This is a genomic window from Pseudomonas sp. GW823-FHT02C05 (assembly GCF_058797595.1).
Window position 1 is genome coordinate 1,695,462 of sequence record NZ_JBXAJU010000001.1, and the last position, 25,258, is coordinate 1,720,719.

Annotated in this window: 16 protein-coding genes; 5 read left to right on the plus strand and 11 right to left on the minus strand. The window is 68.5% G+C overall.

Annotation, left to right across the window (positions count from 1 at the left end):
• Nucleotides 1-163: 163 nt before the first annotated feature.
• The 4 genes from AC1RGE_RS07750 to AC1RGE_RS07765 all read left to right on the plus strand — a co-directional run bounded on the left by AC1RGE_RS07750 (nucleotide 164) and on the right by AC1RGE_RS07765 (nucleotide 5,298).
• Nucleotides 164-673, plus strand: a complete 510-nt coding sequence (locus AC1RGE_RS07750; protein WP_011061763.1) for a sigma-70 family RNA polymerase sigma factor — start codon at nucleotides 164-166, stop codon at nucleotides 671-673.
• Nucleotides 670-1,653, plus strand: coding sequence for a DUF4880 domain-containing protein (locus AC1RGE_RS07755; RefSeq protein ID WP_125063019.1), 984 nt, complete (start codon nucleotides 670-672; stop codon nucleotides 1,651-1,653). Before AC1RGE_RS07750 ends, AC1RGE_RS07755 begins: the two co-directional genes overlap by 4 nt.
• A 116-nt stretch (nucleotides 1,654-1,769) precedes the next feature.
• Nucleotides 1,770-4,190, plus strand: a complete 2,421-nt coding sequence (locus AC1RGE_RS07760; RefSeq protein ID WP_492583838.1) for a TonB-dependent siderophore receptor — start codon at nucleotides 1,770-1,772, stop codon at nucleotides 4,188-4,190.
• A gap of 166 nt (nucleotides 4,191-4,356) precedes the next feature.
• The gene (locus AC1RGE_RS07765; protein ID WP_492583840.1) at nucleotides 4,357-5,298 is read left to right on the plus strand and encodes an alpha/beta hydrolase; all 942 of its coding nucleotides are present in this window, start codon (nucleotides 4,357-4,359) and stop codon (nucleotides 5,296-5,298) included.
• 76 nt (nucleotides 5,299-5,374) lie between these two features.
• Here AC1RGE_RS07765 and AC1RGE_RS07770 read toward each other — a convergent pair whose 3' ends face one another.
• The 11 genes from AC1RGE_RS07770 to AC1RGE_RS07820 all read right to left on the minus strand — a co-directional run bounded on the left by AC1RGE_RS07770 (nucleotide 5,375) and on the right by AC1RGE_RS07820 (nucleotide 24,265).
• Complete coding sequence (locus tag AC1RGE_RS07770; RefSeq protein WP_011061767.1) at nucleotides 5,375-5,845, minus strand: Imm30 family immunity protein; 471 nt, start codon at nucleotides 5,843-5,845, stop codon at nucleotides 5,375-5,377.
• A gap of 356 nt (nucleotides 5,846-6,201) precedes the next feature.
• A complete protein-coding gene (locus AC1RGE_RS07775) occupies nucleotides 6,202-7,626 on the minus strand; it encodes an isochorismate synthase (RefSeq protein ID WP_492583842.1) in 1,425 nt (474 codons plus the stop codon).
• The gene (locus tag AC1RGE_RS07780; protein ID WP_026020138.1) at nucleotides 7,619-7,942 is read right to left on the minus strand and encodes an isochorismate lyase; all 324 of its coding nucleotides are present in this window, start codon (nucleotides 7,940-7,942) and stop codon (nucleotides 7,619-7,621) included. Before AC1RGE_RS07780 ends, AC1RGE_RS07775 begins: the two co-directional genes overlap by 8 nt.
• A 23-nt stretch (nucleotides 7,943-7,965) precedes the next feature.
• Entirely contained in the window at nucleotides 7,966-8,745 is a 780-nt protein-coding gene (locus AC1RGE_RS07785; RefSeq protein ID WP_011061770.1) for a thioesterase II family protein, read from the minus strand.
• Entirely contained in the window at nucleotides 8,742-9,857 is a 1,116-nt protein-coding gene (locus tag AC1RGE_RS07790; RefSeq protein ID WP_015635959.1) for a saccharopine dehydrogenase NADP-binding domain-containing protein, read from the minus strand. The genes AC1RGE_RS07785 and AC1RGE_RS07790 overlap by 4 nt, the downstream gene beginning before the upstream one ends.
• Complete coding sequence (locus tag AC1RGE_RS07795; protein WP_492583844.1) at nucleotides 9,854-15,277, minus strand: non-ribosomal peptide synthetase; 5,424 nt, start codon at nucleotides 15,275-15,277, stop codon at nucleotides 9,854-9,856. The genes AC1RGE_RS07790 and AC1RGE_RS07795 overlap by 4 nt, the downstream gene beginning before the upstream one ends.
• Entirely contained in the window at nucleotides 15,274-18,744 is a 3,471-nt protein-coding gene (locus tag AC1RGE_RS07800; RefSeq protein WP_492583846.1) for a non-ribosomal peptide synthetase, read from the minus strand. Before AC1RGE_RS07800 ends, AC1RGE_RS07795 begins: the two co-directional genes overlap by 4 nt.
• Nucleotides 18,734-20,500 carry an ABC transporter ATP-binding protein gene (locus AC1RGE_RS07805; RefSeq protein WP_492583848.1) on the minus strand — a complete coding sequence of 589 codons (1,767 nt, stop codon included), beginning with the start codon at nucleotides 20,498-20,500 and terminating at the stop codon, nucleotides 18,734-18,736. Before AC1RGE_RS07805 ends, AC1RGE_RS07800 begins: the two co-directional genes overlap by 11 nt.
• Nucleotides 20,497-22,242 carry an ABC transporter ATP-binding protein gene (locus AC1RGE_RS07810; RefSeq protein ID WP_492583850.1) on the minus strand — a complete coding sequence of 582 codons (1,746 nt, stop codon included), beginning with the start codon at nucleotides 22,240-22,242 and terminating at the stop codon, nucleotides 20,497-20,499. Before AC1RGE_RS07810 ends, AC1RGE_RS07805 begins: the two co-directional genes overlap by 4 nt.
• Nucleotides 22,235-23,902, minus strand: coding sequence for a (2,3-dihydroxybenzoyl)adenylate synthase (locus AC1RGE_RS07815; protein WP_077934359.1), 1,668 nt, complete (start codon nucleotides 23,900-23,902; stop codon nucleotides 22,235-22,237). Before AC1RGE_RS07815 ends, AC1RGE_RS07810 begins: the two co-directional genes overlap by 8 nt.
• 81 nt (nucleotides 23,903-23,983) lie before the next feature.
• Entirely contained in the window at nucleotides 23,984-24,265 is a 282-nt protein-coding gene (locus AC1RGE_RS07820) for a hypothetical protein (RefSeq protein ID WP_492583852.1), read from the minus strand.
• A gap of 12 nt (nucleotides 24,266-24,277) precedes the next feature.
• Here AC1RGE_RS07820 and AC1RGE_RS07825 point away from each other — a divergent pair, with 12 nt between their 5' ends.
• Complete coding sequence (locus AC1RGE_RS07825) at nucleotides 24,278-25,180, plus strand: AraC family transcriptional regulator (protein WP_011061777.1); 903 nt, start codon at nucleotides 24,278-24,280, stop codon at nucleotides 25,178-25,180.
• Nucleotides 25,181-25,258: the final 78 nt, after the last annotated feature.

Consider the following 25,258-nt stretch of genomic DNA (forward strand, 5'->3'; position numbering starts at 1 on the left):
GAGGCATTTAGTTGTACCTTGCAACCAATTAAACCGCAACCCTGCTCACTTTTCCGAGTGGCAGTCAGCCCTGGTGAACGGCAATAAAAACTCAAGCACTCACTAATGAGAAGCATTACCATAAACGCCCATTTCACCCACCTCGACCTCGGAACCCTTATCGATGGTGCCCAACCCTTCGCTACAGCACGCCGTGGGCGAGCTCTACCTCCAGCATCACAACTGGGTGGTGCAACTGCTGCGACGCAAGCTCGGCAACCAGGACCAGGCCATGGACCTGGCACAGGACACCTTTGTGCGCATCTTGCGCAGCGAGCGACTGCCGGTACTGCGCGAACCCCGGGCCTACCTCAACACCGTGGCCAGCCGCCTGTGCGGGCAGTATTTCCGGCGCCAGGCCCTGGAGCGCGCATACCTGGAAACCCTGGCGCAGCTGGAGCCGCAGTACCAGCCCTCGCCGGAAACCCGGCTGCTGGTGCTTGAGGCCCTGGACGCCGTGGGCCAGGTGCTGGACGGCCTGGGCAGCCGGGTGCGCGAGGTGTTTCTGCTGTCCCAGCTCGAAGGCCTGACCTACCCGCAAATTGCCCAACGCCTGCAGCTCTCGGTCAACGTGGTGCAGAAAGCCATGCTCAAGGCCTACCGCCACTGCTACGCGGCGGTGTACCCGGGATGAACGCCTTTCAGCCAGTGGACGATCAGGGCGCCGTGGAGCAGCAGGTACTGGACCAGGCCCTGGAGTGGCTGGTGCTGCTGCAATCGGGCATCAGCCCCCCCGAGCAGCAGGCCGCCTGCCTGGCCTGGCGCCGGGCCGACCCGCAGCATGAGCTGGCCTGGCAGCGCCTGGCCGGCATCGGCCAGGACCTGCGCGACAGCACCCGCAGCCTGCCCGCGCCCCACGCCCGGCAACTGCTGCAGGCTCGCAGCCACCCCGGGCGGCGCACCCTGCTCAAGGGCATCGTCGGCCTGGGCGTGGTGGCCGCCAGCAGCTGGAGCGTGCGCGAACGGTTGCTGTTGCCGCAACTGTTCAGCGACTACCACACCGCCACCGGCGAGCGCCGCCAGCTGCAACTGGCCGCTGGCGCCAGCCTGCAACTGGACACGCGCACCAGCCTCGACCAGAAGGCCAGCCCCCAGGGCCTGCAACTGCGGCTCAACAGCGGCCGCCTGTTGCTGACCCTGGGCAACGCCGCGCCCGTGCAGGTCGCCACCACCGATGGGCACATCCAGCTCGCCCCGCGCTCGCAGTTGATCCTCAGCGTCGGCTTGCCGGGCATCAACGGCACCCGGGTACAACTGCTCGCCGGCAGCGGCTCGGTGAGCACCGCCCATGCCCCTGCGCTAAGCCTGGACCCGGGCCAGCAAGTGGATATCGCCCAACAGCGGATCAGCGCCCTGGCCGCCGTGCCCACCACGGCCAATGCCTGGACCCAGGGCCTGCTGATCGCCGAGCGTCGCCCCCTGGGCGAGGTGATCGCCGAACTCGACCGCTATCGCCCCGGCCTGCTGCGCTGCTCCGCCGAAGTCGCCGGGTTGCGGGTTTCCGGCTCGTTCTCCCTGGACCAGCCGGACGCCAGCCTCGATTTGCTGGCCAGGACCCTGCCGATTCGCATCCGGCGGGTAATGGGGTACTGGGCCTCCGTGGACGCTGCCTGATTGTTTTCCTGTTTTTTTCAGGGCGGCGGCAGTTTTTTCAATCTCGTGCATCAAGACCAGGGAAGAAGCTGGAAAACAGCTCAGCGCCATCCCTTCCCAACCCACGGATTTTCCTTATGCACATTCGCCTTACGCCCCTTGCCGCGACCTTGCGCCCGGTCATCATCGGCCTGTCCATCGCCAGCACCAGCCTGCCGCTGCTGGCCGCCGAAACCGGCGCCGCCGTGACCGACCACCAGCAGCGCGACTACGCCATCGCCCCGGGCAACCTGGACCAGGTGCTGGGCATCTTCGGCCAGCAATCGGCAAGCATGATCGCCATCGACGCCAACCTCAGCGCCGGTAAGCGCAGCACCGGCCTGAATGGCCGTTTCAGCGTGGCCGAAGGCCTGCAGCGCCTGCTCAAACCCCTGGGCCTGCAAGCCGTGGCCGAGGGCGCGGGCTATCGGGTAATACAGGCCAGCGGCGGTGAACGGGTCGAGCTGGGAGCAACCACGGTCACCACCAACCAGCTGGGCACCGTCACCGAAGGCAGCGGCTCCTACACGCCGGGCACCATCGCCACCGCCACCCGGCTAGTGCTGACACCGCGGGAAACCCCGCAGTCGATCTCGGTGGTGACCCGCCAGGCCATGGATGACTTTGGCCTCAACTCCATCGACGAGGTGATGCGCCATACCCCAGGCATCACCGTGGCCACCTACGACAGTGACCGCACCAGCTACTACTCCCGCGGTTTTGCCATTCAGAACTTCCAGTACGACGGGATTCCGATCCTGCAGGACGCACAGTACTCCTCGGGCCACACCCTCACCGACACGGTGATCTACGACCGCGTGGAAATACTCAAGGGTGCCACCGGCCTGCTCACCGGTGCCGGTGGCCCCGGCGGCACCATCAACATGGTGCGCAAGAAACCCACTGCCGAATTCGCCGGGCACATCGACCTGGGGGCCGGTTCCTGGGACAACTACCGTTCGCAGGTCGATGTCAGCGGCCCCCTGACCGACAGCGGCAATGTCCGCGGGCGGATGGTCGCCGCCTATCAGGACAAGAAATCCTTCCTTGACCACTACCAGCGCCAGACCAGCGTCTACTACGGCATCCTCGAGTTCGACCTGTCACCGGACACCCTGCTGACCGTCGGCGCCGACTATCAGGACAACGACCCCAAGGGTTCCAGCTGGTCGGGCAGCAGTTCGCTGTACGACTCCAAGGGCAACGCCATCAGCACCTCGCGCTCCTACAACAACGGCGCGAGCTGGAGCCGCTGGTCGCAATACACCCGCACCGTGTTCAGCACCCTGGAGCACAGCTTCGCCAACGGCTGGGTGGCCAAGGCCCAATACAACCACCAGATCAATGGCTACAACGCGCCCTTGGGTTCGCTGATGTCGCCCAATGCCGAGACCGGCATCGCCTCGCTGCTGACCCGCAAGTACACCGGCGAAACCGTCAGCGACAGCGGCGACCTTTACGCCACGGGCCCCTTCGACCTGCTGGGGCGCGAGCATCAGTTGGTGGTCGGTGCCTCGATCTCCAACTCGCACTGGAAAGGCCGGGACTTCACCAGCGCCACCAATCACAACAATTTCTACGACTACTTCAACTGGGACGGGCACAGCCCCAAGCCCGATTGGGGCCGCATCACCAAAAAGAACGACGAGACCACCCGCCAGAGTGCCGGCTACATGACCACGCGCTTTAGCCTCAACGATGATCTTTCGTTGCTGCTGGGCAGCCGGGTCAACAACTACGAGGTCAGCGGCACCAGCCGGACCAAGGACACCGGCAAAGTCATTCCCTACGCCGGGGTGGTCTACGACCTCGACCAGAACTTCTCCGTCTATGCCAGCTACACCGAGATCTACCTGCCCCAGGACGACTACCGCGACCGCAACGACAAGGTGCTCAAGCCCGACGAAGGCACCAACTACGAGGTGGGCCTCAAGGGCGAGTTCTTCGACGGTCGCCTGAACTCCAGCCTGGCCTACTTCGAGGTGCATGAAGAAAACCGGCCAGTGGATGACCTGGCCTATAACGCCAACCCCACTACCCCCGGGCTGGACTATGCCTCCAAGGGCATCAAGTCCAAGGCCAAGGGTTATGAAGCGGAAATCTCCGGAGAGCTCACCCCCGGCTGGCAGCTGCAGGCCGGTTATACCCACAAGATCATTCGCGACCAGAGCGGGGCCAAGGTCTCCACCTGGGAACCGGAAGATCAGGTCAACCTCTACACCAGCTACAAACTGACCGGCAGCCTGGACAAGCTGACCCTGGGCAGCGGCGTGCGCTGGCAGGGCACTGGCTGGAAGATACTCAGCAACTACGGCAAGGGCACCGAGGAAAAATTCGCCCAGGACCCTTACTGGCTGGTGGACCTGATGGCCCGCTACCAGATCACCGAGAACGTCTCGGCCACCCTCAACGTCAACAACCTGTTCGACAAGAAGTACTTCACCAACATCGGCTTCTACAACTCGTCGTACTACGGCGACCCGCGGAATGTGATGCTCAGCACTCGCTGGAACTTCTAAAGCCCCACCGTCGTGGCCCGCCCCGGCAGCGGGTGGCCACGGCGCTTGCCGACCCTCTCTGTAGCATTTGCTAACCCTTGCCGCCGACCGTTGCGCCGAAATTCCTGCAGCCGTCGCGGCACATCTGTTAAAACGCGTTTTCGACTGTCCTGCGGTGAAGCCTTCCATGTCCCCAACCCTGCCCCAGCGCCTGCGCCGTCGCTGGTTTTCCCTGCTGTGCATGGCCGCGCTGGTGGTCGGCCTGCCGGTGAGCTGCGCGGTGCTCGAACACAAGGAACGCCAACTGGTGTTTCGCATCGAGCCCGGCACCGCCGGCTGGTATCGCGGCCTGCCGAACACGGTGCAGGAATTCGAACTCAAGCCGAAAAGCTTCAAGGCCGGGCAGAACATCCACGCCTGGTGGTGGCCGGCGCAACGCGCCGATGCCCCGGCGATCCTCTACCTGCACGGGGTCCGCTGGAACCTCACTGGCCAGCTGTTTCGCATCGAGCAGCTGCACGCCCTGGGTTACTCGGTGCTGGCCATCGACTACCGCGGCTTTGGCCAGAGCCACGGCGACCTGCCCTCGGAAAGCAGCGTGTATGAAGACGCGCGCATCGCCTGGGAGCGGCTCAAGGTCTTGCAGCCCGACGCCAGCAAGCGCCTGATCTACGGCCATTCCCTGGGCGGCGCGGTGGCCATCGACCTGGCCGCCGAACTGGGGCGCCAGGCCGCCAGCGCCAAGGCGCCGACCGCCGCTCGCGGGCTGATCGTCGAATCCACCTTCACTACCCTGGCCGACGCTGCCGCGGCGGTGACCAAGACCTCCCTGCCGGTGCGCTGGGTGATGTCGCAGAAGTTCGACTCCATCGACAAGATCCGCGAGATCGGCATGCCGCTGCTGGTGGTGCACGGCCTGAAGGACGACTACGTGCCGCCGCGCCTGAGCAAGGAATTGTTCCAGGCCGCCCTGGAGCCGAAGAAACTGCTGCTGGTGCCCGGCGGCACCCACAACAACAGCATGAGCCTGGCGGGCAAGGGCTACGGCCAGGCCATCAACGCCCTGCTGCGTGCCAAACCCAGCCAAAAATTCGCCGGCCCGCCCCCCACCGCCGCCCCCACCAGCTGAAGCTGGCTTGTATAGGAGCTGGCTTGCCAGCGAATGGGCCCGCGGCACCTGCAAAAAACCTGTCCCTAGACGTCCCTCACGCAGCCGGCTGAGCCGCCACCATGACCACCACGGTCTTGGCCAGGAATGCCGGAGACTGCTGATTGATCGAATCGGCCAACTCCAGGGCCGCCGCCTTGACCGCAGGCGCCGCTTCGCGCAAGGCACGGACCATCTCCAGGCGCGCGGGCTCGCTGTTGAGCACCCGCATGAAAAGCGTCTGCGCCCACCTCGGGCTGTGTTCCTGCAAGCCGGGCAGCGCCGCCAGCAACGCCGGCACATACACAGCATCATCGAAATGCTCGGCGGCGTGAATCAGCGAAAACATCACCTCGTCATATTCGGCCTCATCGTCGAGCAACGACAACAGCGGGCCAATGCTGGCCGGGTCGGCCAACTGGGCCACCTCGGCGATGCAGGCGTCGATGCGCCGCACAAGGTTCTCGCCAGGGTCGTTGAAGGCGTTTTCGAGCTTTAGCAGGATGTCGGTCAACGCGTCGAATTTCATGGGTACTCGCCAGGGAGCTCGAAGGGAGGGAGGCGCAACGATACGCCATCGACACCATCCGCGAAATCGGCATGCCGCTGCGGGTGGTCCATGGCCTGAAGGACGACTACGTACCGCCGCGCCTGAGCCTGGCGGGCAAGGGCTCCGGTCAGGCCATCAACGCCCTGGTGCATTCCTTCGCCATGAACCGCGCCAACTGGCCGCTGCGCGGCTCGCCGGCAAGCCGGCTCCTACGGGTGCACACCCGCTCATCCGTAGGAGCTGGCTTGCCAGTGAAGAGGCCCGCAAGAGCGTCGCATTCCTTCGCCACGAACCGCGCCAACTGGCCGCTGCGCGGTTCGCCGGCAAGCCGGCTCCTACAGGGAGAGGCCGAGCTTTTCGTAGGTGGCGGCCGGTGGCGGGCGCAGGGCTTCGCCGATGGTGCGCAACTTCAGGCAGGTTTCCTGGTATTCGCTCGCCGGGTCCGACTCGCCGACGATGCCGCAACCGGCAAACAGGTGCGCCTGGTTGCCGCGGATCAGGGCGGAACGCAAGGCCACGGCAAACTCGCCATCGCCCTCGGCGTTCAGCCAGCCCACGGGGGCGGCGTACCAGCCGCGGTCCAGTTGCTCATGCTCGCGGATATAGCCCAGGGCCTTGCCCCGAGGCAGGCCGCCCACCGCCGGGGTCGGGTGCAGGGCATCTACCACTTGCAGCAGATCGACCTGGGGCCGCAACCGCCCCAGCACCGGGGTCAGCAGGTGCTGGACGTGGGCCAGGCGGTGCAGTTGCGGCTGCGGGGGAATCTCCAGCATCGCGCAGTAGGGCTGCAGGGCTTCGCGCAGGGTCTGCACCACCAGGGCGTGTTCATGGCGGTCCTTGGCGCTGTCCATCAGGGCCTGGCCCAGTTCCGCGTCCTGCTGCTCATGCTGGCCGCGCGCGCAGGTGCCGGCCAGGGCCACGGTGTTGAGGGTGCCGCGGGCCAGGCGCACCAGGCGTTCCGGCGTGGCGCCGAGAAAGCAGCTGTCGCCACGGCTGAAGGCGAACAGGAAGGCCTGGGGATAGGCCGCCCTGAGGTTTTCCAGCAGCGGCCCGCAAGGAATGCTGCGGCTCGCCCGCAGGCAGACTTCCCGGGCCAGTACTACCTTGCTCAGCTCGCCGCCCTGGATCCGCGCGATGGCTCGGGCCACGCAGTCCTGCCAGCGGTCGGCTGCCTGGGTGTGGTCCTCGGCCTGGGTGCCAACGGGCATCTGTGCCAAGGGGGCGTGGGTATAGCGCGCCTGCAACAGGGCCCACTCCGCCTCCAGGGCACCGGCGCACTGGGCCACGTCGGCGTCGGGCTCGATCCACAGGCTGAACAGCCAGTGCTGCTGCTCGCCTTCGCGCAGCAGCAGGATCCGCGGCAGCACCAGGGACGTGGCGGCGAACGACTGCCACTGGGCACTGCGCGGGCCCTGGGGGTCGAAGGCAAAGCCGCCGCACAGGTAGGCCCGCTTGGGCCCTACCTGATGGGCCTGCAGCAGCAACTGGCGCCAGGCCTGGGTACTGGCGGCAAAACGCTCGGCGGCCGGCGGGCTGATTTCTTCGGTGCAGCCGAACCCGGCCAGGGCCAGGGCGCCCTGGTCGCTGGACCAGAACAGGCTCTGGCCGAACACCTGGCGGTTGGCGGCAAACAGCCGCAGCGGCTCCAGGCGCTCGGCGGCCAGGCTGTACACCACCAGCACCGCCCGCCCCCTGCGCCGGGCCAGGGATTCGCCCTTGCGCAGGGCCCGGGTCAAGCCGGACAGGCAGGATTCACTCATCTTGGGCTCCTTGATCCAGCCCGTGCTGACGGCGCCAGTGGCGCACTTGCTGGGCAATGTTCCAGTGGATGATCTGGGCGAACAGCGGCACCACGAACATCGGGTCCAGGCTCGCCTGCTCGGCCCATTGCCGACGTTGCGGGAGCATCGCCGCAACCCGCTCCGGGGCGGCAATGCTGTCCTCGGTCGGCTTGAACTGCGCCGCCGCCTTGACGTAGGCCAGGCGCCGGCCCAGGGCCTGGATGATCTGCTGGTCCATGGCGTCGATACCGCAGCGGACGTCGTCCAGGCCGCTGCACTGCTCGGGTGTCTTCATGTCGGGGTCTACCAAGGGAAAATTCATGGGGTCGAAGGCCAGCACTGCCACGGCTGCTCGCCATGGCCGGCCAGCAGCCGGGTCAGGTGGCGCAACAGTTCGGCCTGTTGCTCGCGCAGGTAGAAGTGCCCGCCGGGGAAGGCCTGGAAGTCGGTGACCTGGGCGCTGACCTCGGCCCAGGCATAGGCTTCGTCCTGGTCCACCTCGGTGTCCCGGGCCCCCAGGCACACGCTCAGGGGCAGGTCCAGGGCGCGGCCGGGCGCACCGCGGTAGCACTCGATCAGCCGGTAGTCGTTGCGCAACGCCGGCAGGTACAGGTCGCGCAGCGCCGGGTCATCCAGGGGCGACGGCGCACCGTCCGACAGGCGTCGCACATCCGCCAGCAGGTCCTCGTCCGGGCCCAGGTGCAGTTCGCCGCTGCGCTGGCGATGGGGCGCGGGGTGCGCGGACACGATCAACCGTTGTGGCGCCGAGCCCTGCTGCTGCATGCGCGCCGCCACCTCATAGGCCAGGGCCGCGCCCATGCTGTGGCCGAACAGCACCAGGGGCCGGTCCACCAGGTCCGACAGGGCCCGGGTAATAGTGCCCGCCATCCACTCCAGGCTGCCGGGCCAGCTTTCGCTCAGGCGCTCTTCGCGCCCCGGGTACTGCACGCTGACCAGCTCGACATCCGCCGGCAACTGGCCACGCCAGTCGTTGAAAAAGCTCGCGCTGCCACCGGCATGGGGCAGGCACACCAGGCGGCAGCGCGGCGGTTGCGGCTGCGGATAACGACGCAGCCAGGCACTGGGAACCTTTCTCACAGCACGCCCTCCTCTGGCTCGGCCAGCGCCACAGCGGCGAAGTCGGGCAGGCGCACCCGGGTATCCGGCAGCCAGCGCAGCAGTTGTTCCAGGCAGGCCGTCGCGTCCAGCACCTGGGCGGCGTAGTGCAGCCCCTCAGGCAGATGCGCCCACTGCAATGCACAGAAGGCTGCGACGCTGCCGGTCAGGCGCGAGCCGTCGCTGGCCCGCAGCCAGGCGCTGGCCTGCTGCTGGCGGCCCTCGCGCAGGCCGTCGATTTCCACCGCCAGCAGTTGATAGGGCCGGCGCCCGGCCACATCCAGGGCGCTGGCCTGCACCAGCGCAGCGATGTTCTGCGCGCTGCTCCGCGCCTCTGGCGCCGAGCCCTGGATACGTTGCAGGGCCGCCGCCAGTTGGCCGCCCTCGAACAGGTTGAAACCCTGACCGTGGCGCACCGGCACATCACCGAACAGGCGCTGCTGCTCGGTGCTCAGGTACGGATAGGCCTGCACCCCGGCCGGTGGCAGCCAGTCGCGTTGCAATGCCTGTTCGGCACTTGCCGTGCTGCGCACCACCTGCCCTTCGCACCAGCCGCACTGGGCCTGGCCGAAGCCGTTGCCCAGGCTCAGCAGGAAATCCTCGGCAGCCGTGGCGGACAAGCGCCCCAGCCCACCGGCATAGCAGCGCAAGGCATCGACCCGCTGGAAGGACTGCGCCAGCAGTTGCGGAAACAGCCCCGAGAGCCCCGGCAGCATGCCCGCCGACAACAGCACCCGGTGCCCCGCCGGCAGCTGTCCCACCAGCCGCTCATGGAGTGGATCGTCGCCCCCCACATCCAGGTAGTCGGCGCCTGCGGCCAGGGCGGCCCGGGCCACCCGATCGAGAATCCGGTAGCTGGGCCCGGCGCAGTTGATCACCAGCGAACAACCAGCGCAGAAGTCCGCCAGGCTCTGTGGCTCCCACAGGTCCAGGGCGCGCACCTCGGCGCGCGCCCCCAACTGCTGGTTCAGTTGCTCGGCCTGCCGCGGATCGCGCCCACCCAGGCGCAGTGCCACCTTGCCGGCCAGCAACTGCGCGACCTGACGGCCGACGCTGCCGTAAGCGCCGACCAGCCCCATCACCCCTGCCCTCATGCCGCCACCTCGGTGGGTGCATCGAAGGCCTGGGCCACGGCTTGCACCTGGGGCTGCTGCATGCAACTGAAATGATCCCCGGGCACATCCACTACCCGCAGCTCACCCAGGCACAGGGCCTGCCAGTAGGCGCTCATGTCGCGGTGCATGCCGGGCAGCACCTGCACCTCGCCGCTCTGGCGAATGAACAGAATGTCGCCCTGGTACGGCGTGGCCTCGTGCAGGGCTACCGCGGCCAGGCTGTGGCGCAATACCTGCAACTGCTCGCGCAGCCAGTGCAGGTCGCTCAGTTGCGAGCCGGCGTGGCGCATGGCCTCGGCAATGGCCTGCAGGCGCTGCTCCGGGGTCTTGTGTGCCAGACGCCGCAGGCAGGCCAGGGCCGGGGCGCACTGGGCATCCTCGCTCAAGGCCAGCAGCGAACCCTGGGGCACGCGCCCCGGAGTCTGCGCCAGCACCCGGGCGATGGTGCGTTCCATGGCCTGTTCATCCTCGGGGTAACCCAGGGCCAGCGGATCGGCCTGCATCACCCGGGCGAACACGTACTCGGCCAAGAGGTCGTCCTCGATCATGAACGGCACCCGGTAGCTGCTGATCACGCTCAGTTGCAGCACCTCGATGGAGCGCGCCGCCAGGCACGCCGCCAGCTCGGTGGCCAGCAGCCCGCCCAGGCAGTAGCCGACGATGCTCACCTGGCGCCGGCCTTCGGCCTGCAGAGTGTCGGCATAACGCTCGGCCAACTGGCGGATCGCCGTGGCCGGCTCCAGGGCCAGGTAGGCCGGCACATCGTTGAGCACCAGCCCTTCCAGGGGCGCTTCTTCCCCCAGGGCGGCAAACAGCGCGCGGTACGGCGCCAGGGTGCCGCTGCCGTCGTGGACGAAGATTCGCGTCGGGCCCTGGGCCTTGTCGCTGATGCGCACCAGCGGCGAATCGCCCTCCACGCCCTGGCCTCGCAGGTAATCGGCCAGGGCCGCCACCGTGGGCTGGTTGATCAACTGGCGCAGCAGGTCACTCCAGGGCAACTGCCGGGCCTGGGGCAAGGCTTCACGCAGGCGGCCCACCACCTGGGCCACCAGCAGCGAGTCGCCGCCAAGCTCGAAGAAGCCCTGGTCACGGCCCACCGCCGGCACCCGCAACAGGGTCTGCCAGACTTCGGCAATGCTGCGTTCCAGCTCATCCACGGGCGCCGCGCCGCTGCTGGCCTGCTGCTCGGGGCCGGCCACGCCGATCCGCGCCAGGGCCTGGCGGTCGACCTTGCCGTTGGCGGTCAGGGGCATTTCATCGAGGATCTGCCAGTGGCTCGGGATCATGTACTCCGGCAGGTGCCGGGCCAGATGGGCCCGCATCTGCTCGGGCTCCAGGGCCTGGCGCTCGCTCTTGAAGCGGGTGATGAACAGGTGCTGGCCGATCTGCGACATGGCGTCATCGGCCCCGGGCAGGCACAGCGGGGTCTCGCCTCCGGCCTCCAGCAGCAACTGCTGCCACTGTTCGCGGCGGATGAAGGTGGTGTCCAGTTCGGCCCGGAAATCCTCGAAGGCGGTGAGGCCCTCCTTGAACTCCATGGACGCCATGATCTGGTAGGTGTCGCGAGTGGCCTCGATGAAGATCAGCCAGCCGCCCGGGGCCAGCATCTCCCGCAGCCGCGCCAGCACCCGGCTGGCATGCCGCGAGTTGTGCAGCACGTTGGCGCAGAGGATCACGTCCAGGGAGTTGGCGGCCACGCCCTGGGCCCAATGGTCCTGGTTGAGGTCGAACAGCCCGTAGCTGACCCAGGGGTAAGCGGCGAAATGTTCCCGGGCCTCGTTGAGAAAGAACTGCGACAGGTCGGTGAACTGGTAGTCCACCGCCAGCCCGTCCAGGGCCGGGATCAGGTCGGCGCTGGTGCCGCCGACCCCGGCGCCGATTTCCAGCAGGCGCAGGCGCTGGCCGGCCGGACGCTGGCGGATGATCTCCTGCACCGCGGCGCACACCGCCTGGTTCAGGTACTGGCTGATCAGGTTCTTGCGGTAGGCGCCTTCGGCGGTGTCGGTGCGGCCCTGGGGAAACAGCAGGTGCAGCGGGTCCAGTTGGTCGCTCATCAGCGCCGGCAGTTGCTCCTGGCTTTCGCGCAGGTAGCGCAGCACTTCGGCGCCCCAGCCCACGGACGGTTCCAGGGCATCGATGCGCTGCCATTGCTGGCGGTATTCCTCGGCCGATACCTGCAGGCCCGAATAACACCCGGTGTGCAGGTCCCGGTGCACCAGGCCTTCCCGGGCCAGGGCTTGCAGCCAACGGCGGATCAAGCGCTGGTTGCGCGGCGCCACCTCACAAGCCTCGACAATCTCGTCCAGGGCATGGCTCTGCCCGGCGCTCTCGAACAAGCCGGGGCGTTGCAGGGCCAGGCCCATGGACAGCAGTGCGGCGCGCTCGACACAGGCCGACATCTCGCTCACCAGGGCATCGCTCAAGCCGCCGCGCACGGCTTCGGCCGCCGCCTGGGTGCGCGCCTGCATCTGCGCCGGCCAGGCGATCGGCGTGTCCCGCAGGCTGGCCCGCAGGCAGGCTTGCAAGTGCCGCTCGAAGGCACCCTCGCCCGCTGCCACCACCACCGCGGACTCCACATGGGGATGGCTGAGCAGCGCGCTTTCCACCTCCGCCAGTTCAATGCGGTGGCCACGGACCTTGACCTGGAAATCTTCGCGGCCGAGGAACTCGATCAGGCCGTCGTCCAGGTAGCGCCCCAGGTCGCCGGTGCGGTATAGGCGCTCGCCGCTGCGCGGATGGTCGACAAAGCGCTCGGCGGTTTTCTCGGCATCCCCCAGGTAACCCAGGGCCAGACCGCTACCGGCGATGTACAGCTCGCCGGCCACCCCTTGCGGGCGATCCCGGCCCTGCTCGTCGAGCACCATGAAGCGCTGATTGGCCAGGGGCATGCCGTAGGGAATGCTGCGCCACTGGGGGTTGACCTGGGTAATCGGATAGTAGATCGACCAGATCGCCGCTTCGGTGGCGCCGCCGAGGCTGATCAGCCGCAGCCCGGGCAGTAGCTGGGCGGCCTCCGCCGGCAGGTTCAGGGGGATCCAGTCTCCAGACAGCAGCGCCAGGCGCAGGGAACCGGGGGCCATGGATGGCACGGCCTGCAGGTAGTGGGTGAGCATCTGCAATTGCGCCGGCACCGAGTTCCACAGGGTCACCCCGTGTTCCCGGACGCACTCGGCCCAATGCGAAGGGTCGGCGCGGCGTTGCGGGTCCGGCAGCACCAGGGCGCCGCCCACGGCCAGCAGGCCGAAGATGTCGTACACCGACAGATCGAAGCCCAGGCTGGCCAGGGCCAGTACCCGGTCTTGGGCCTCGATGGCAAAGCGCTGGTTGATGTCGACGATGGTATTGAGGGCCGCCTGATGGTTGATCATCACGCCCTTGGGCACCCCGGTGGAGCCCGAGGTGTAGATCACGTAGGCCAGTTGCTGCGGGTCGATGTCCAGGCTCGGCAACGCCCGTTGTGCCGCCCGCGGGCCCTGGTCCACCGCGATCACCTGGGTCACCCGCGCCGGCCAGCACAGGCTGTCGCTCAGCCAGGACTGGCTGAGCACCCGGGCGACCTCGGCGTTGTCCAGGATCAACTGGCGCCGGGCCTCGGGCTGGTTGGTGTCCAGGGGCAGGTAGGCGGCCCCGGCCCGCAGGATGCCGAGCACCGCGATCACCTGTTCCAGGCCCTTGTCCATGCACACCGCGACCCGCTCTCCAGGCTGGCAGCCGGCGTCGAGCAAGGCTTCGGCCACGGCTTCGGCGCGCCCGGCCAGTTCGCCGTAGCTCAGTTGCGCGGCGCCCTGGATCAGCGCCACACGCTCGGGAGCAGCCGCGGCCTGGCGCCAGAACGGCTCATGCAGCAGGCCGGAGGGCAAAGGCGCGGCAGTCTGGTTCACCAGCTCGCGCTGCAGACGCTGGGCCGCCGGCAACTCCAGGCAGTCATCCAGGGTCCAGGCCGATGGCTCCCGGGCCAGGCGCTTGAGCAGGCGTTCGAAGGTGTCGAACAGCGCATCCAGCAGGGTCTCGCTGAACACCCCTTCGCGGATGTCCCAGTTGATCGCCAAGCCGTCGTCACGCTCGCTGACCTGGCAGTCGATCAGCACCTGGGGCGTCTGGCTGATGCCGAACACCAGCTCGGCACCGGGCATGAAGGCCCCGCCGCCGCTCTCGCCGCCGGCCCCCAGGGTGCTGGTGAAGGCGTAGGGCATCAGCGCCGCGTCCTGGCCCTTGCGCCGCGCCAGCTCGCGCAGCACTTCGATGCCCGAACACAGGCGATGGTCCATGTCCTGCCACAGGCGCTCCTGCAGCTGCTGGCTGCGCTGGCCGAAACTGCCGCCTTGCAGGGTCTGCACTTCCAGCAGTTCCACCGAGCTGAAGTCCCCCACCAGGCGATCCACCTGGGGGTGCAGGGACAGGCGATTGAGCAGGGTCAGGCTCAGGCAGAAGTGCCCGCGCCGGCTCCAGCGGCCCAGGGTTTCGGCATAGGCCGAGAGGATCGCCGCCGACACACCGACCCCGGCCGCCGCCGCGTTCAGGCGCAAGGCATTGCAGTCCCGGGCCTCCAGGCCCATGGCCCGGCGCTGGAAGCGCGGCCCGCTGGGCGGCCCCAGCAATGGCAGTTCCGGCGCACCCGGCAGGCTGTCGACCCGCGCCCACCAGTAGTCGCGATCACGCTGGTAGCGCGGCTGCTCGCGCAGGCGGCGCTCACCCAGCACATAGTCGCGAAAGCTGATCTGCGCCGGCGCCGGCAGGCTCTCGCCGCGGTACAGCTGCTGCAGTTCGGCCAGCAGCATGCGCACGCTCTGGTAGTCGCACACCAAGAGGTCCACTGACAGGTGCAAGCGCGAGGTGTCGCGGCCCTGGCTCACGCACAGCTCGATCAGCGGCCATTGCTGGGGCGGTGCACGGCGCAGTTCCATGCGCTCGCGCAAGGCCTGCAAGGCGCTGCCGTCGTCCCGGCTCAGGTCGTGGCGGGCGATGGAGTAATGCGGCACCTGGGGCAGGATGCGCTGGTAGCCCTCCTCCAGGACCACGGCCCGCAGCATCTCGTGACGCGCGATCAACTGGTTCCAGGCCTGCTCCAGGCGCACCGGGTCCAGGTCCTTCTGGGCGAACTCCAGGTAGCCGTGGCAGGCCACGCCGCCGTAGCTGAAAGCCGTGGTGCGGCCCAGCAGGTAGGCGGCCTGCACGTCGGTCAGCGGGAAGGGTTCTTCCCGGGCCGAATGGTCGGCCTCCAGGGTCGGCATCTGCGCCGCTTGCAGCTGTTGCAGCAGCGCCTCCTTGTGTTTGCGCAGCTGTTGCAGGCGCGCCTCGTCCATGACCCCGGCCGGGGCCCGATAGCGCAAGCGACCCTGTTCTTCCCAGAGCTCCACACCCAGTTGTTGCAGATCCTGTTGCAGTTGCTGCAGCGTCATAACACGCCCTCCACCATTGCGTTCTGATTGACGGGCCGCTGTTCCCGGCGCGAGGCAAGCAACTGCCCCTGCAGGGCCACGGTGGCCGCGTTGAAAAAATCCTTGAGCGACAGTTCCAGCTGGAACTGCCGGGCGATGCGTTCGATCAACCGGGCCGCCAGCAGGCTGTTGCCGCCCAGGGCAAAAAAGCCCTGGTGCCGGCCCACCTGCGGCACCTCCAGCAGCTCCTGCCAGAGCGCGGCCACGGCCTCTTCCCATTCCCCTTGCGGCGGCTCGGCACTCTGCGGCTGGATGCCCCGGCGCTGCTCCTGCAGCAGCCACAGCAAAGCCGCGCGATCGACCTTGCCGTTAGTGCTCAGGGGCAGTTCCGGCAGGCTCAGCCAGAGGTCCGGGAGCATGTGTTCGGGCAGCCATTGCCCCAGCCACTGGCGCAGGGCCTGGGGTTCGGGCAGCGGCTCCCGGGCCAGCAGCACCGCCGCCAGCTGGGCTTCGCTGCCGGGCAGCACCAGGCTCAGCGCGCGGTCGATGGCCGGGTGGCGCTCCAGGGCCAGGTCGATTTCTGCCAGCTCGATGCGAAAGCCGCGGACCTTGACCTGATGGTCCAGGCGCCCGAGAAACTCCAGGCTGGCGTCGGCCCAGTAGCGGCCCTGGTCGCCTGTGCGATACCAGCGCCGGCCCTCGTGCTCGACAAAGCGCTGGGCGCTGAGGGTCGGCAGGCCGCGATAGCCGGCGGCCACCCCGGCACCGCCGATCCACAGCTCGCCGGGCACCCAGTCCGGGCAGTCCCGGCCCTGGCTGTCCACCACCCGGAAGCACTGGTTGTCCAGGGGCCGCCCGTAGGGGATCGAACGCCAGTGCCCGGGCACCTGCGCCACGTCCTGATAGTTGGACCAGATCGCCGCCTCGGTGGCGCCGCCCAGGGCCACGAACGGCACGCGGAGGCCCGCCGCCCGCTCCAGGCGCCGTGGCAGGTCGAGGCCGACCCAGTCACCGGAGACCATGGCCAGGCGCAAGGCTCCCAGGCCGCCGTCGTCGCGCACTTGCAGGGTCAGCATGTCCAGCAGCGCCGGCACCGAGTTCCACACACTCACTCGCTGCTCGCGGATCAGCCGCAGCCATTCCCGGGGCTCCTTGCGCAGCCCGTCCGCCGGCAGCACCAGGGCGCCGCCGACACTCAGCAGGCCGAACAGGTCGTACACCGACAGGTCGAAATCCAGGGCCGAGACCCCCAGCACCCGATCCTCGGCGCTCACCTGGTAGCGCCGGTTGATGGCGGTGATGGTGTTCATCGCCGCCTGGTGGGACAGTTCCACGCCCTTGGGTTCGCCGGTGGTGCCCGAGGTGAAGATCACGTAGGCCAGGGCATCCGCCGCCATCTCCAGGGGTTGCCCCAGCGCCGGTGCGACCAGCGCCTGGGCCAGGGTCACCACCCGCAGTTCGGCGAGCCAGATACCGCCCTCGCGGTGGGCCTGATCGGTGATCACCACCCGCGCCCCGGCACGCTGGTAGATCATGTCGCGGCGCGCCGGCGGCTGCTCGATGCCCACCGGCACATAGACCGCCCCGGCGGCAAGGGTCCCCAGCACCGCGACCACCTGGTCGCGGCCCTTGGGCAAGGTGATCGCCACCGCGTCACCCGGCTGCACGCCCCACTCGCCCAAGGCCCCGGCCAGTTGCAGGGCCTGCCGGGCGAGCTCGGCGTAGCTCAGGCTGCCCTGCTCGCAGATCAGCGCCACGGCCTCGGGGTTCAGGCGCGCCTGCTGGAAAAAGCCCTGGTGCAACAGCTGCGCCGGGGTCGCGTGTGCAGTGGCATTGACCTGCTGGCGGCGCTGCTGTTGCGCCGCCGGCAGCGGCAAGGGCGCCACCTGCTGCCAGTCGTTGGCGCACAGCCACAACAGCAAGGCGCGGTAGGCGTCGAACATCTCGTCCAGCAGGCCTTCGGGGAACAGCGCGTCCACCGCGTCCCAGTTCAGCAGCAGGCCGTCGGCCAGCGGGTAGCTCTGGTGGTCGAGCCAGACCTGGGGCGTCTGCGACAGCGCCCAGCCCGGTTCGCCCAGTTGCTCGCGGCAGGTGGCGTCGACAAAGGCCGGGCCCAGGTTGCAGGCGAACACCACCGGCGCGCCCTGGCCACCGCCCTGGCGCAGCCGCGCCCGCTCGCGCAGCACCTCGACCCCGGGCCAGGCGCTGTGGGCAATGTCGCGGTGCAATTGAGCCTGCAACGCCAGGGCCTGCTGGCTGAAGGGCGCGGGCTGGCGCTGGTCGACCTCCAGCAGCACCAGGTTGGAAAAGTCCGCCAGCAGATGAGGCACGCACGGGTGCAGTTCCTGGCGATTGAACAGCGGCACGTTGAGCAGGAAATGCTGGCTGGCGCTCCAGCGCCCCAGCACCTGGGCATAGGCGCAGGCCAGCACGCTGGCCAGGGTCAGCCCGTGCTGCCGGGCGCGCTGCTCCAGGGCCTGCAACTGGCCCTGGTCCAGACGCATGGCCAGGCGGCGAAAACGCGCAGTGCCGGCGTTCTGCGGTTCCTGGGCCAGGGGCAGTTGCGGGCCGTCCGGCAGCTCTTCCAGGCGCTCCAGCCAATACTCCCGGGCCGCCGCCAGCAGTGGCGCGCGCACCGCCTGTTCGGCCCGCAGGTAGTCGGCGAAGTTCCAGTCCAGGGCCGGCAGGCTGTGCTCCTGGCCGGCATGGATCAGCGCCAGGTCGCGCAGCAGGATGCCAATGCTGAGCACGTCGGCCACCAGCAGGTCGATGTTCAGGTGCAGGCGGCTGCGACCTTCGGGCAGCAGGCTCAACTGCACATCGAACACCTGCCCGCGGCTGACCTCCAGGCACCGGTGCGAGAGGTTTTCGCGGATCTGCTCCAGGGCCTCGGCAGCCCCGACGCAGGAAGCCTGGCGCAGGTCGTGGACGGTCAGCCCGGGCCAGGGGCTCTGGGGCAGGATGCGCTGGCAGGTGTCGCTGATAAAGCACGCCCGCAGCATCGGATGGCGCTGGCACAGGCGGCGCAGGGCCTGCTCCAGGCGCTGGGGCTCCAGACCATGGCCGTCCAGTTCCTGGTACAGGTGGCAGCCGACGCCGCCCAGGGGCATGCCCGGATCGCGGCCGAACCAGTAGGCCTGTTGCAGTGGGGTCAGGGCGAAATCGCTGTTGGCAGGAGCGCTGGCCACGGCCTGCAGGTGCGGCGCCGCGAGGCCACGGCGAGCCTCGATCAGCGCCCACCAGGCGTCCAGGGTCGGTTGCTGGATCAGTTCGGCGAAGCTCAGGGCCACGCCTTCGGCGGCCAGCAGCGCCGGCAGGCGCATGATGCTCACCGAGTCGAGCCCCTGCTCGATCAGGGAGGCCTGGGGTTCAAGATCCTCGGCGCTGTAGCCGAGCAGCCGGGCAATGCCTTCGCAGAGTCCTTGGGGTGAATGACTCAGGCCGGCGTCCGCTGGATGAGCGCGTGCCAGTGCTGGGTTATCGGTCATGGTGGACGTTCCTTTGGGGTACGGAAGGGGGTTGGCGCAGGCGCCAGCGATTGATCGCCTCGCGCTCGTGGAACAGCTCGCGATAACGGCCCGGGGCCGCCATCAGTTGGGCGTGGGTACCGCGCTGGGCCAGGCAGCCCTGCTCCAGCAGGAGGATCTGTCCGGCGCTGGGGGCCAGGGTCGGTTTGTGAGTCACCAGCAGCACCGTGTGCTTGCGCGCCAGTTGCAGCAGGCAACGGTTGACCCGGGCCTCGCTGATGGCATCCAGGGCCGCGGTGGGTTCGTCCAGCAGGATCAGGCTGGCGTCCTTGAGCAGCACCCGGGCCAGGGCCAGGCACTGGCGCTCGCCCCCGGAGAGGCTGACGCCGCCCTCGCCGACCCGGGTTTGCCAGCCCTGGGGCAGGCGCTGGGCCACAAGGTCCAGGCCGGTGGCGCGGGCGGCGTCCATCAGTTGGCTGTCGCTGGCCTCGGGGCCGCCCAGGCGCAGGTTGTCCAGCAGGCTCGCAGCCAGCGGCGGACAGTCCTGGAACATCAGGGCGATGGAACGATCGCGCTGCGCGGCGGACAGTTGGCGCAGGTCGACACCACCCAACAAAATGGCGCCGCTATCGACATCGCTGAACCGCGCCAGCAGGCGCAGCAGGCTCGACTTGCCGGAGCCGGAGGCGCCCACCAGCAGGTTCAGCGAGGCCGGCGCCAGCTCGAAGCTGATGCCCTGCAGGATCACCTGCTCCTGGCGCGCCAGCCCCAGGTCGCGCACCTGCACCTGATGCCCCCGGGGTTCCTCGGGCTGGCTCGGCTCCGGCAGCGCCGGCAGGCGCAACAAGTGGCGCAAACGGTTCAGGCCATGGCGGGTCTGGCGCAAGGTCGTGCCGAGGTTGACCAGGGTGCCCATGGGCTCCACCAGGCAGGTGGCGAGCACCGCCAGCGCCAGGTACTGGGCCACTTCCAGGCTGCCACCGAGCACTGCATACAGGCCGCACAGCAGCATCGCGGTGTAGCCGGCCTGGAGCACCACCGCCAGCCCCAGGGCCGCCGGAAAGGTCCGCCAGTGGGCCCGACGCTGGGCCCGGCGCTGTTGCTGCAAGGCCTCGGTGAGCAGGCTGAAGCCTTCGCCGGTGCGGCCACTGGCACGCAGCAGCGGCTGCTGGCGCAGGAACTCCAGGACCCGCGCCGCCGCCTCGTTGGCCGCCGCCTCACTGCGGCTTTCGGCCTGGCCGCCCCAGCGTACGCCCCAGTGGTAGAACACCAGCAGCAGGGGCACGCTGGCCAAGGCCGCCAGGGCCATGGTGCGGTCATAGAAGAACAGCGCCACAAGCAGCGCCAGGGGCGTCAGCAAGGCGTTGGCCATGGGCTGCAACAGGTGCGCCGGGGTGCTCATGATCTGCAGTACGGTGTGGGTCACCAGCCGATTGAGCTCGGCGCTGCGGCGCTCGACGAACCACTCCAGGGGCAGGCGCACCAGTTGTTCGCCGATGCGCAGGTTCAACGACTGGGCCGCCGCGGCGCCCGCGCGGTAGCCCGCCAGTTGCGCATGCCGGCGCAACCCCAGGCACAGCAGCGCGAAACCGGCAAAGGCCCCGGCCCATCGCCACGGCGCCTGCCCGGCAGCGGCATCGAACAGGCTGGCAAAGGCCATGGGTAACAGGGCCAGCGCCGCGCCCTGGGCCAGGGCACTGGCGGCCATGGCCAGCAAGGCCCGGCGCAGCAGGCTGGCTTCGGCCGGCTGCAAACTGCGTAACAGTGCGCCAATCATGCCTGCTCCCCCGCCGTTTCCACGGCGCAGAACTGCTGCGCCGCCCACAGCCCGGCATACACCCCCTGCTGCTCCAGCAGGGCCGGGTGCCGGCCGCATTCCACCAGTTGCCCGGCCTGCAGCACGGCAATCTGGTCGGCATCCTGGATACTGCTCAGGCGATGGGCGATCACCAGCACCGTGCGCCCCGCCGCCAGCCGCGACAACGCCTGCTGGATCGCCGCTTCGGACTCCGGGTCGCTGGCGGCGGTGGCTTCGTCCAGCACCAGGATCGGTGCCTGGCTGAGCATCGCCCGGGCAATGCCCAGGCGCTGCACTTCACCACCGGAGAGCTGCACGCCACTGCCCAGCTGGGTGTGATAACCCTGGGGCAAGGCGGTGATACGACTGTGGATCTGCGCCGCCCGGGCCGCCTCCTCGACCTCGGCCAGCGTGGCCTCGGGACGCCCCAGGCGCAGGTTATCCAGAACGCTGCTGCGCAGCAGGCGCACATCCTGGAAGACAAAGGCCACCTGGCGATAGAGGGTCGCGCTGTCCATGTCCCGCAGGTCGACGCCGCCGATGCGGATGGCCCCGGCGCTGACGTCGGCAAAGCGCGCCAGCAAGGTGGCCAGGGTCGACTTGCCAGCGCCCGAATCCCCCACCAGGGCGGTCAGGGTCCCCGGCTGCAGGCACAGGTCGATGCCGTGCAGCACCTGGGTGCCGTCGGGGTAGCTGAAAGCCACTTCATCAAAGATCACCTGATGCCCCTCGGGCTCCCGGGAAAATGCCGGCTGCGCCTGCACCGGGGTACTCAACACGGTGCTGATGCGCTGCGCCGCCGCCCGGCCCTGGACCAGGGAATCGGCGCCATGCCCCAATGCCGCCACCGGCGCCGCCAGGGCCGGTCCAAGCAGGGCGAACGGCAACAGTTGCACCGGGTGCAGCCAGCCGGCCGCCGTCAGCGCCACCCCGGCCACCAGCACCAGGGCCAGCACCAGCAAGGGCGACAGCAGCACCTCGACACTCGCTCCCAGGCCCGCCCAGCGCTCCACCCACTGGGAGAAAAAACGCCCGAAACCCTGCACCGCGCTGACGAAATCCGCCTGCACCCGCTCGGCACGGCCGAAGGACTTGACCATGGCGATGCTCTGCACAAAGTTCAGGGTCGCGGTGGACAGGTCGCCCAGGGCCGCCCCCAGGCGCTGGCGCTCGGCCTGATAGGCCGGGGTGCGCATGACCCGCAAGCGCCACAGCGCCAGCAATGGCGGCAGCAGCACCACCAGGGTCATGGGCAGGCTCACCGTGAGCAGGTAGACCAGGCTGGCCAGGGGCACCACCAGCGCCGCCACCAGGTTGTTGGGCAGGTGCGCCACCAACTGGTGCAGGGCGCCGACATCATCCAGCAAGGCCCGTTCGGCGGTCTCCCGCTGCTGGCCGAACCAGGCCAGGGGCACCCGTGCCAGGTGCGCGGCGATGCGCTGGCGCAGTTGGCGTTGCAGGTCGCTGTCGGCCAGGTGGGTGATCTGCAATGCCGCCGCCAGCCCCAGCAGGCGCAGGAGCAAGGCGGCGGTGCCGGCCAGCAGCCAGAACTGCGCACGCTGCGCATCCAGCTCGCCGGCCAGCAGCAGCGGCGCCAGTTCGGCCACGGCAATGAACGGCAACAGCCCCACCAGCGCCGCCAGGGCCTGCAGCAGCATGGCCGCCAGCAGGCGCCCGCGCACCGGGTGCAACAGGTCGCAAAGTCCTTGTCGTTCAGCCACGGGCGCCACTTCCCTCCAGGGGTTCGGCCTGGGCGCCGAAGTACAGGGCCTGGATCGCCTCGCGCAGGTGCTTGCGGCTGACCTTGCCGACCCCGGTCTGGGGGAAGGCCGGGATGAACTCGAAGCGGTCCGGCAGCTTGAACGCCGCCAGGCCCTGGGCCCTTAGGTGACGCAGCAGTTCCGGGGCCCGGGGCGCGGTGCCGCGGGGGATGACGAAGGCGCAGGTGCGTTCGCCCAGGAAGGCATCAGGCATCGCCACCAGGGCGATGTCGGCCACCGCCGGGTGGCTGAGCAGCAGGTTTTCCACTTCTTCGGCAGCGATCTTTTCGCCCCCGCGGTTGATCAGGTCCTTGTCGCGCCCTTCCACCATCAGGTAGCCGTCGGCAGTGAGCATGACCCGGTCGCCGGTGCGGTAGAAACCATCGGCCGTGAAGGCCTGGGCGTTGTGCTCGGGGTAACGGTAGTAACCGCGGATGGTGTAAGGGCCGCGGGTCAGCAACTGCCCCACCTGCCCCACCGGCACCGGCTGGTCGTGCTCGTCCACCACACGAATTTCGTCCGCCGGCGACAGCGGCCGGCCCTGGGTGTGCAGCACCCGCTGTGGCGGGTCCTCGGGGTCGGTGTAGCAGATCAGCCCCTCAGCCATGCCGAACACCTGCTGCAGGCGGCAGCCGAGCACCGGTTCGATGCGCCTTGCGGCCTCGTAGCTGAGTTTGGCGCCGCCCACTTGCAGCAGTTGCAACGGCGCCAGGCCACGCCCGCGGGCCTGGGCCGCTTCCAGCCAGACCAGGGCCAGGGGCGGCACCAGCGCGGTGTGGGTCACCCCCTGGCGCTCGATCAGTTCGAAGCAGACTTCCGGGCTCGGCGAGGGGCTCAGCACCACCCGCCCGCCCACCGAAAAGGTGCCGATGAACCCTGGGCAGCACATGGGAAAGTTGTGCGCCATGGGCAGCGCCACCAGGTACACGCTGGCCTCGGACAGGCCGCAGCGCTCGGCACTGGCCCGCAGGTTGTAGAGGTATTCGTGGTGCCGGCGCGGGATCAGCTTGGGCACCCCGGTGGAGCCGCCGGAGAGCTGGAAACAGGCCACCGCGTCGGCGCTGGGGGACGGGAAGGTGCGCGCAGGCGCAGGCTCATACAGGCTGTGCAAGGCCGTGAATTCCTCGGCCTCGCCGGCGACTACCACCCACTCCAGCTGCGGGTTGCGGTCCTTGAGGTCGCGGGCCATGGCCCGATAGTCGAAGCTGGCGTCCCGGTCGGCGCAGAAGTAGGCCCGGGCCCGGGCGAACTCGCAGAAGCGGCCGATTTCCAGGTGCCGGTGGGCCGGCAGCGCGAAGATCGGCCGCACCCCGAGGCGGTAAAGGGCAAAGCAGACTTCGACGAAGGCCGCACTGTTGGGCAGTTGCAGCACCACGTTGTCGCCGGCCCGCAGACCCAGCCGGTATAAGCCGGCGGCCAGTTGGTCGACCCGCAGGTCCAGTTGCCGGTAGCTCAGGTGCTGCTCGCCCTCGGTCAGTGCTTCACGCTCGGCAAAGGCCTGGGCGGCGCTGCGCAGCAGGTCGCCAAAGGTTTCGTCGCGCCAGTAGCCGGCCTGGCGGTAGCGCTGGGCGAAGTCTTCGGGCCAAGAGGGGCAATCCTTGAGGTCATCGAAAGTGGACATGCTGTCTCCTGATGTTTTTTACGCAAAAAGCGGCCCTGGACCTGAAAGATCAGGCCCCTGGAATGAGCTGGGAATCCGCCGTCAGGGTTGGCGGGAATGAAGAGTTGCCGGCGGTCCTGCGGCGCTGTCGAGCAAGGGGTCGTCCATGGGAAGCTGCCGTGCCTGGAAATGAGAGTGATTATTAATAGGCAATTTGCCGGACCCGGCAATCGGCAGGACATTCGTTTGCGCGGCTTTTTCTTTTGATTGCGCGGCGCGCCCCGGAAAGAGCGCGGCAGGACGGTGCTCGAAGGCTAAAGGATAATCATTCTTAATTACAGAAAGGCAATTTCCTGCTAGCGTATGGCCTCTTTTCAGGTCCACAGGGAGTTCGCCATGCTCAGCCCCAACGCTGCGCCGCAGCCTGTCAAAAGGGATTCCACCCTGCACTTTCCCAACCCGCAGCACACCGGGTCGGCCGCTGTAGTCCCGGAGGTCACCCTCTCTACCGGGACCGTACTGATGGACAGCCAGATGTGGATGCAGGAGCCGCTCTGGGAAGGCCTGAAAATCATCCTGGTGCTCAGCGGCCAGCTCAATTGCCGGGTCGAAGGCCAGCCCGAAGTGGAGATCCGCGGACCGACCCTGTGCGCCGTGGCCAACCAGGGCGAGCACTGCGGCGACCACCTGTTCGCCAGCGGCGTGCCGGTGCGCTACACCACGGTGCAGCTGGACTTCCCCTCGATCCGCAATGTCGGCCTGGAACCCGAGCGCCTGCTCGATCAGCGCGGCGGCGGCCCGATGCTGTTCTGCCAGCCGGCGAGCAAACCGCTGCTGGCCCTGGCGCAACAGATCTTCACCTGCCCGCTGCAGGGCCCGACCCGCTCCTTCTACCTGGGTGGCAAGGCCCTGGAACTCACCGCCCTGGGGGTCGAGGGGATTCTCGCCCAGGCCGAATCCAGGCCACTGCAGGACAGCCCGTGCAGCTCGGCGGACATCGAGCGCATCCATGCCGCCCGTGACCTGCTGCTCAACTCATTGCAGGATTCGCCTTCGCTGTCGGAGCTGTCGCGCCAGGTGGGCCTGAACCCGCGCAAGCTCACCGCCGGTTTCCGTCAGGTGTTTGGCACCAGCGTCTATGCCTACCTGCAGGAGCAGCGCCTGGGCGAAGCCTATCGCTTGCTGGCCAGTGGCGAGACCAATGTCTCCAGCGCGGCTTATCGGGTCGGCTACAGCCCGGCGCATTTCTCCACGGCCTTTCGCAAGCGCTTCGGGGTGTCGCCCAAGTCCTTGCGTTGAGCCCGCTCCTGCTCGAGCCTGCTCCATCCAAAGCTGCGCCTGGTGATCCGGGCGCCCTCCCCGCGCCGTACCGCAAAC

Coding starts and splice junctions, on each gene's coding strand:
- AC1RGE_RS07750 (WP_011061763.1), top strand. CDS start 164: ATGGTGCCCAACCCTTCGCTACAGCACGCCGTGGGCGAGCTCTACCTC.
- AC1RGE_RS07755 (WP_125063019.1), top strand. CDS start 670: ATGAACGCCTTTCAGCCAGTGGACGATCAGGGCGCCGTGGAGCAGCAG.
- AC1RGE_RS07760 (WP_492583838.1), top strand. CDS start 1,770: ATGCACATTCGCCTTACGCCCCTTGCCGCGACCTTGCGCCCGGTCATC.
- AC1RGE_RS07765 (WP_492583840.1), top strand. CDS start 4,357: ATGTCCCCAACCCTGCCCCAGCGCCTGCGCCGTCGCTGGTTTTCCCTG.
- AC1RGE_RS07770 (WP_011061767.1), bottom strand. CDS start 5,845: ATGAAATTCGACGCGTTGACCGACATCCTGCTAAAGCTCGAAAACGCC.
- AC1RGE_RS07775 (WP_492583842.1), bottom strand. CDS start 7,626: ATGAGTGAATCCTGCCTGTCCGGCTTGACCCGGGCCCTGCGCAAGGGC.
- AC1RGE_RS07780 (WP_026020138.1), bottom strand. CDS start 7,942: ATGAAGACACCCGAGCAGTGCAGCGGCCTGGACGACGTCCGCTGCGGT.
- AC1RGE_RS07790 (WP_015635959.1), bottom strand. CDS start 9,857: ATGAGGGCAGGGGTGATGGGGCTGGTCGGCGCTTACGGCAGCGTCGGC.
- AC1RGE_RS07795 (WP_492583844.1), bottom strand. CDS start 15,277: ATGACGCTGCAGCAACTGCAACAGGATCTGCAACAACTGGGTGTGGAG.
- AC1RGE_RS07800 (WP_492583846.1), bottom strand. CDS start 18,744: ATGACCGATAACCCAGCACTGGCACGCGCTCATCCAGCGGACGCCGGC.
- AC1RGE_RS07805 (WP_492583848.1), bottom strand. CDS start 20,500: ATGATTGGCGCACTGTTACGCAGTTTGCAGCCGGCCGAAGCCAGCCTG.
- AC1RGE_RS07815 (WP_077934359.1), bottom strand. CDS start 23,902: ATGTCCACTTTCGATGACCTCAAGGATTGCCCCTCTTGGCCCGAAGAC.
- AC1RGE_RS07825 (WP_011061777.1), top strand. CDS start 24,278: ATGCTCAGCCCCAACGCTGCGCCGCAGCCTGTCAAAAGGGATTCCACC.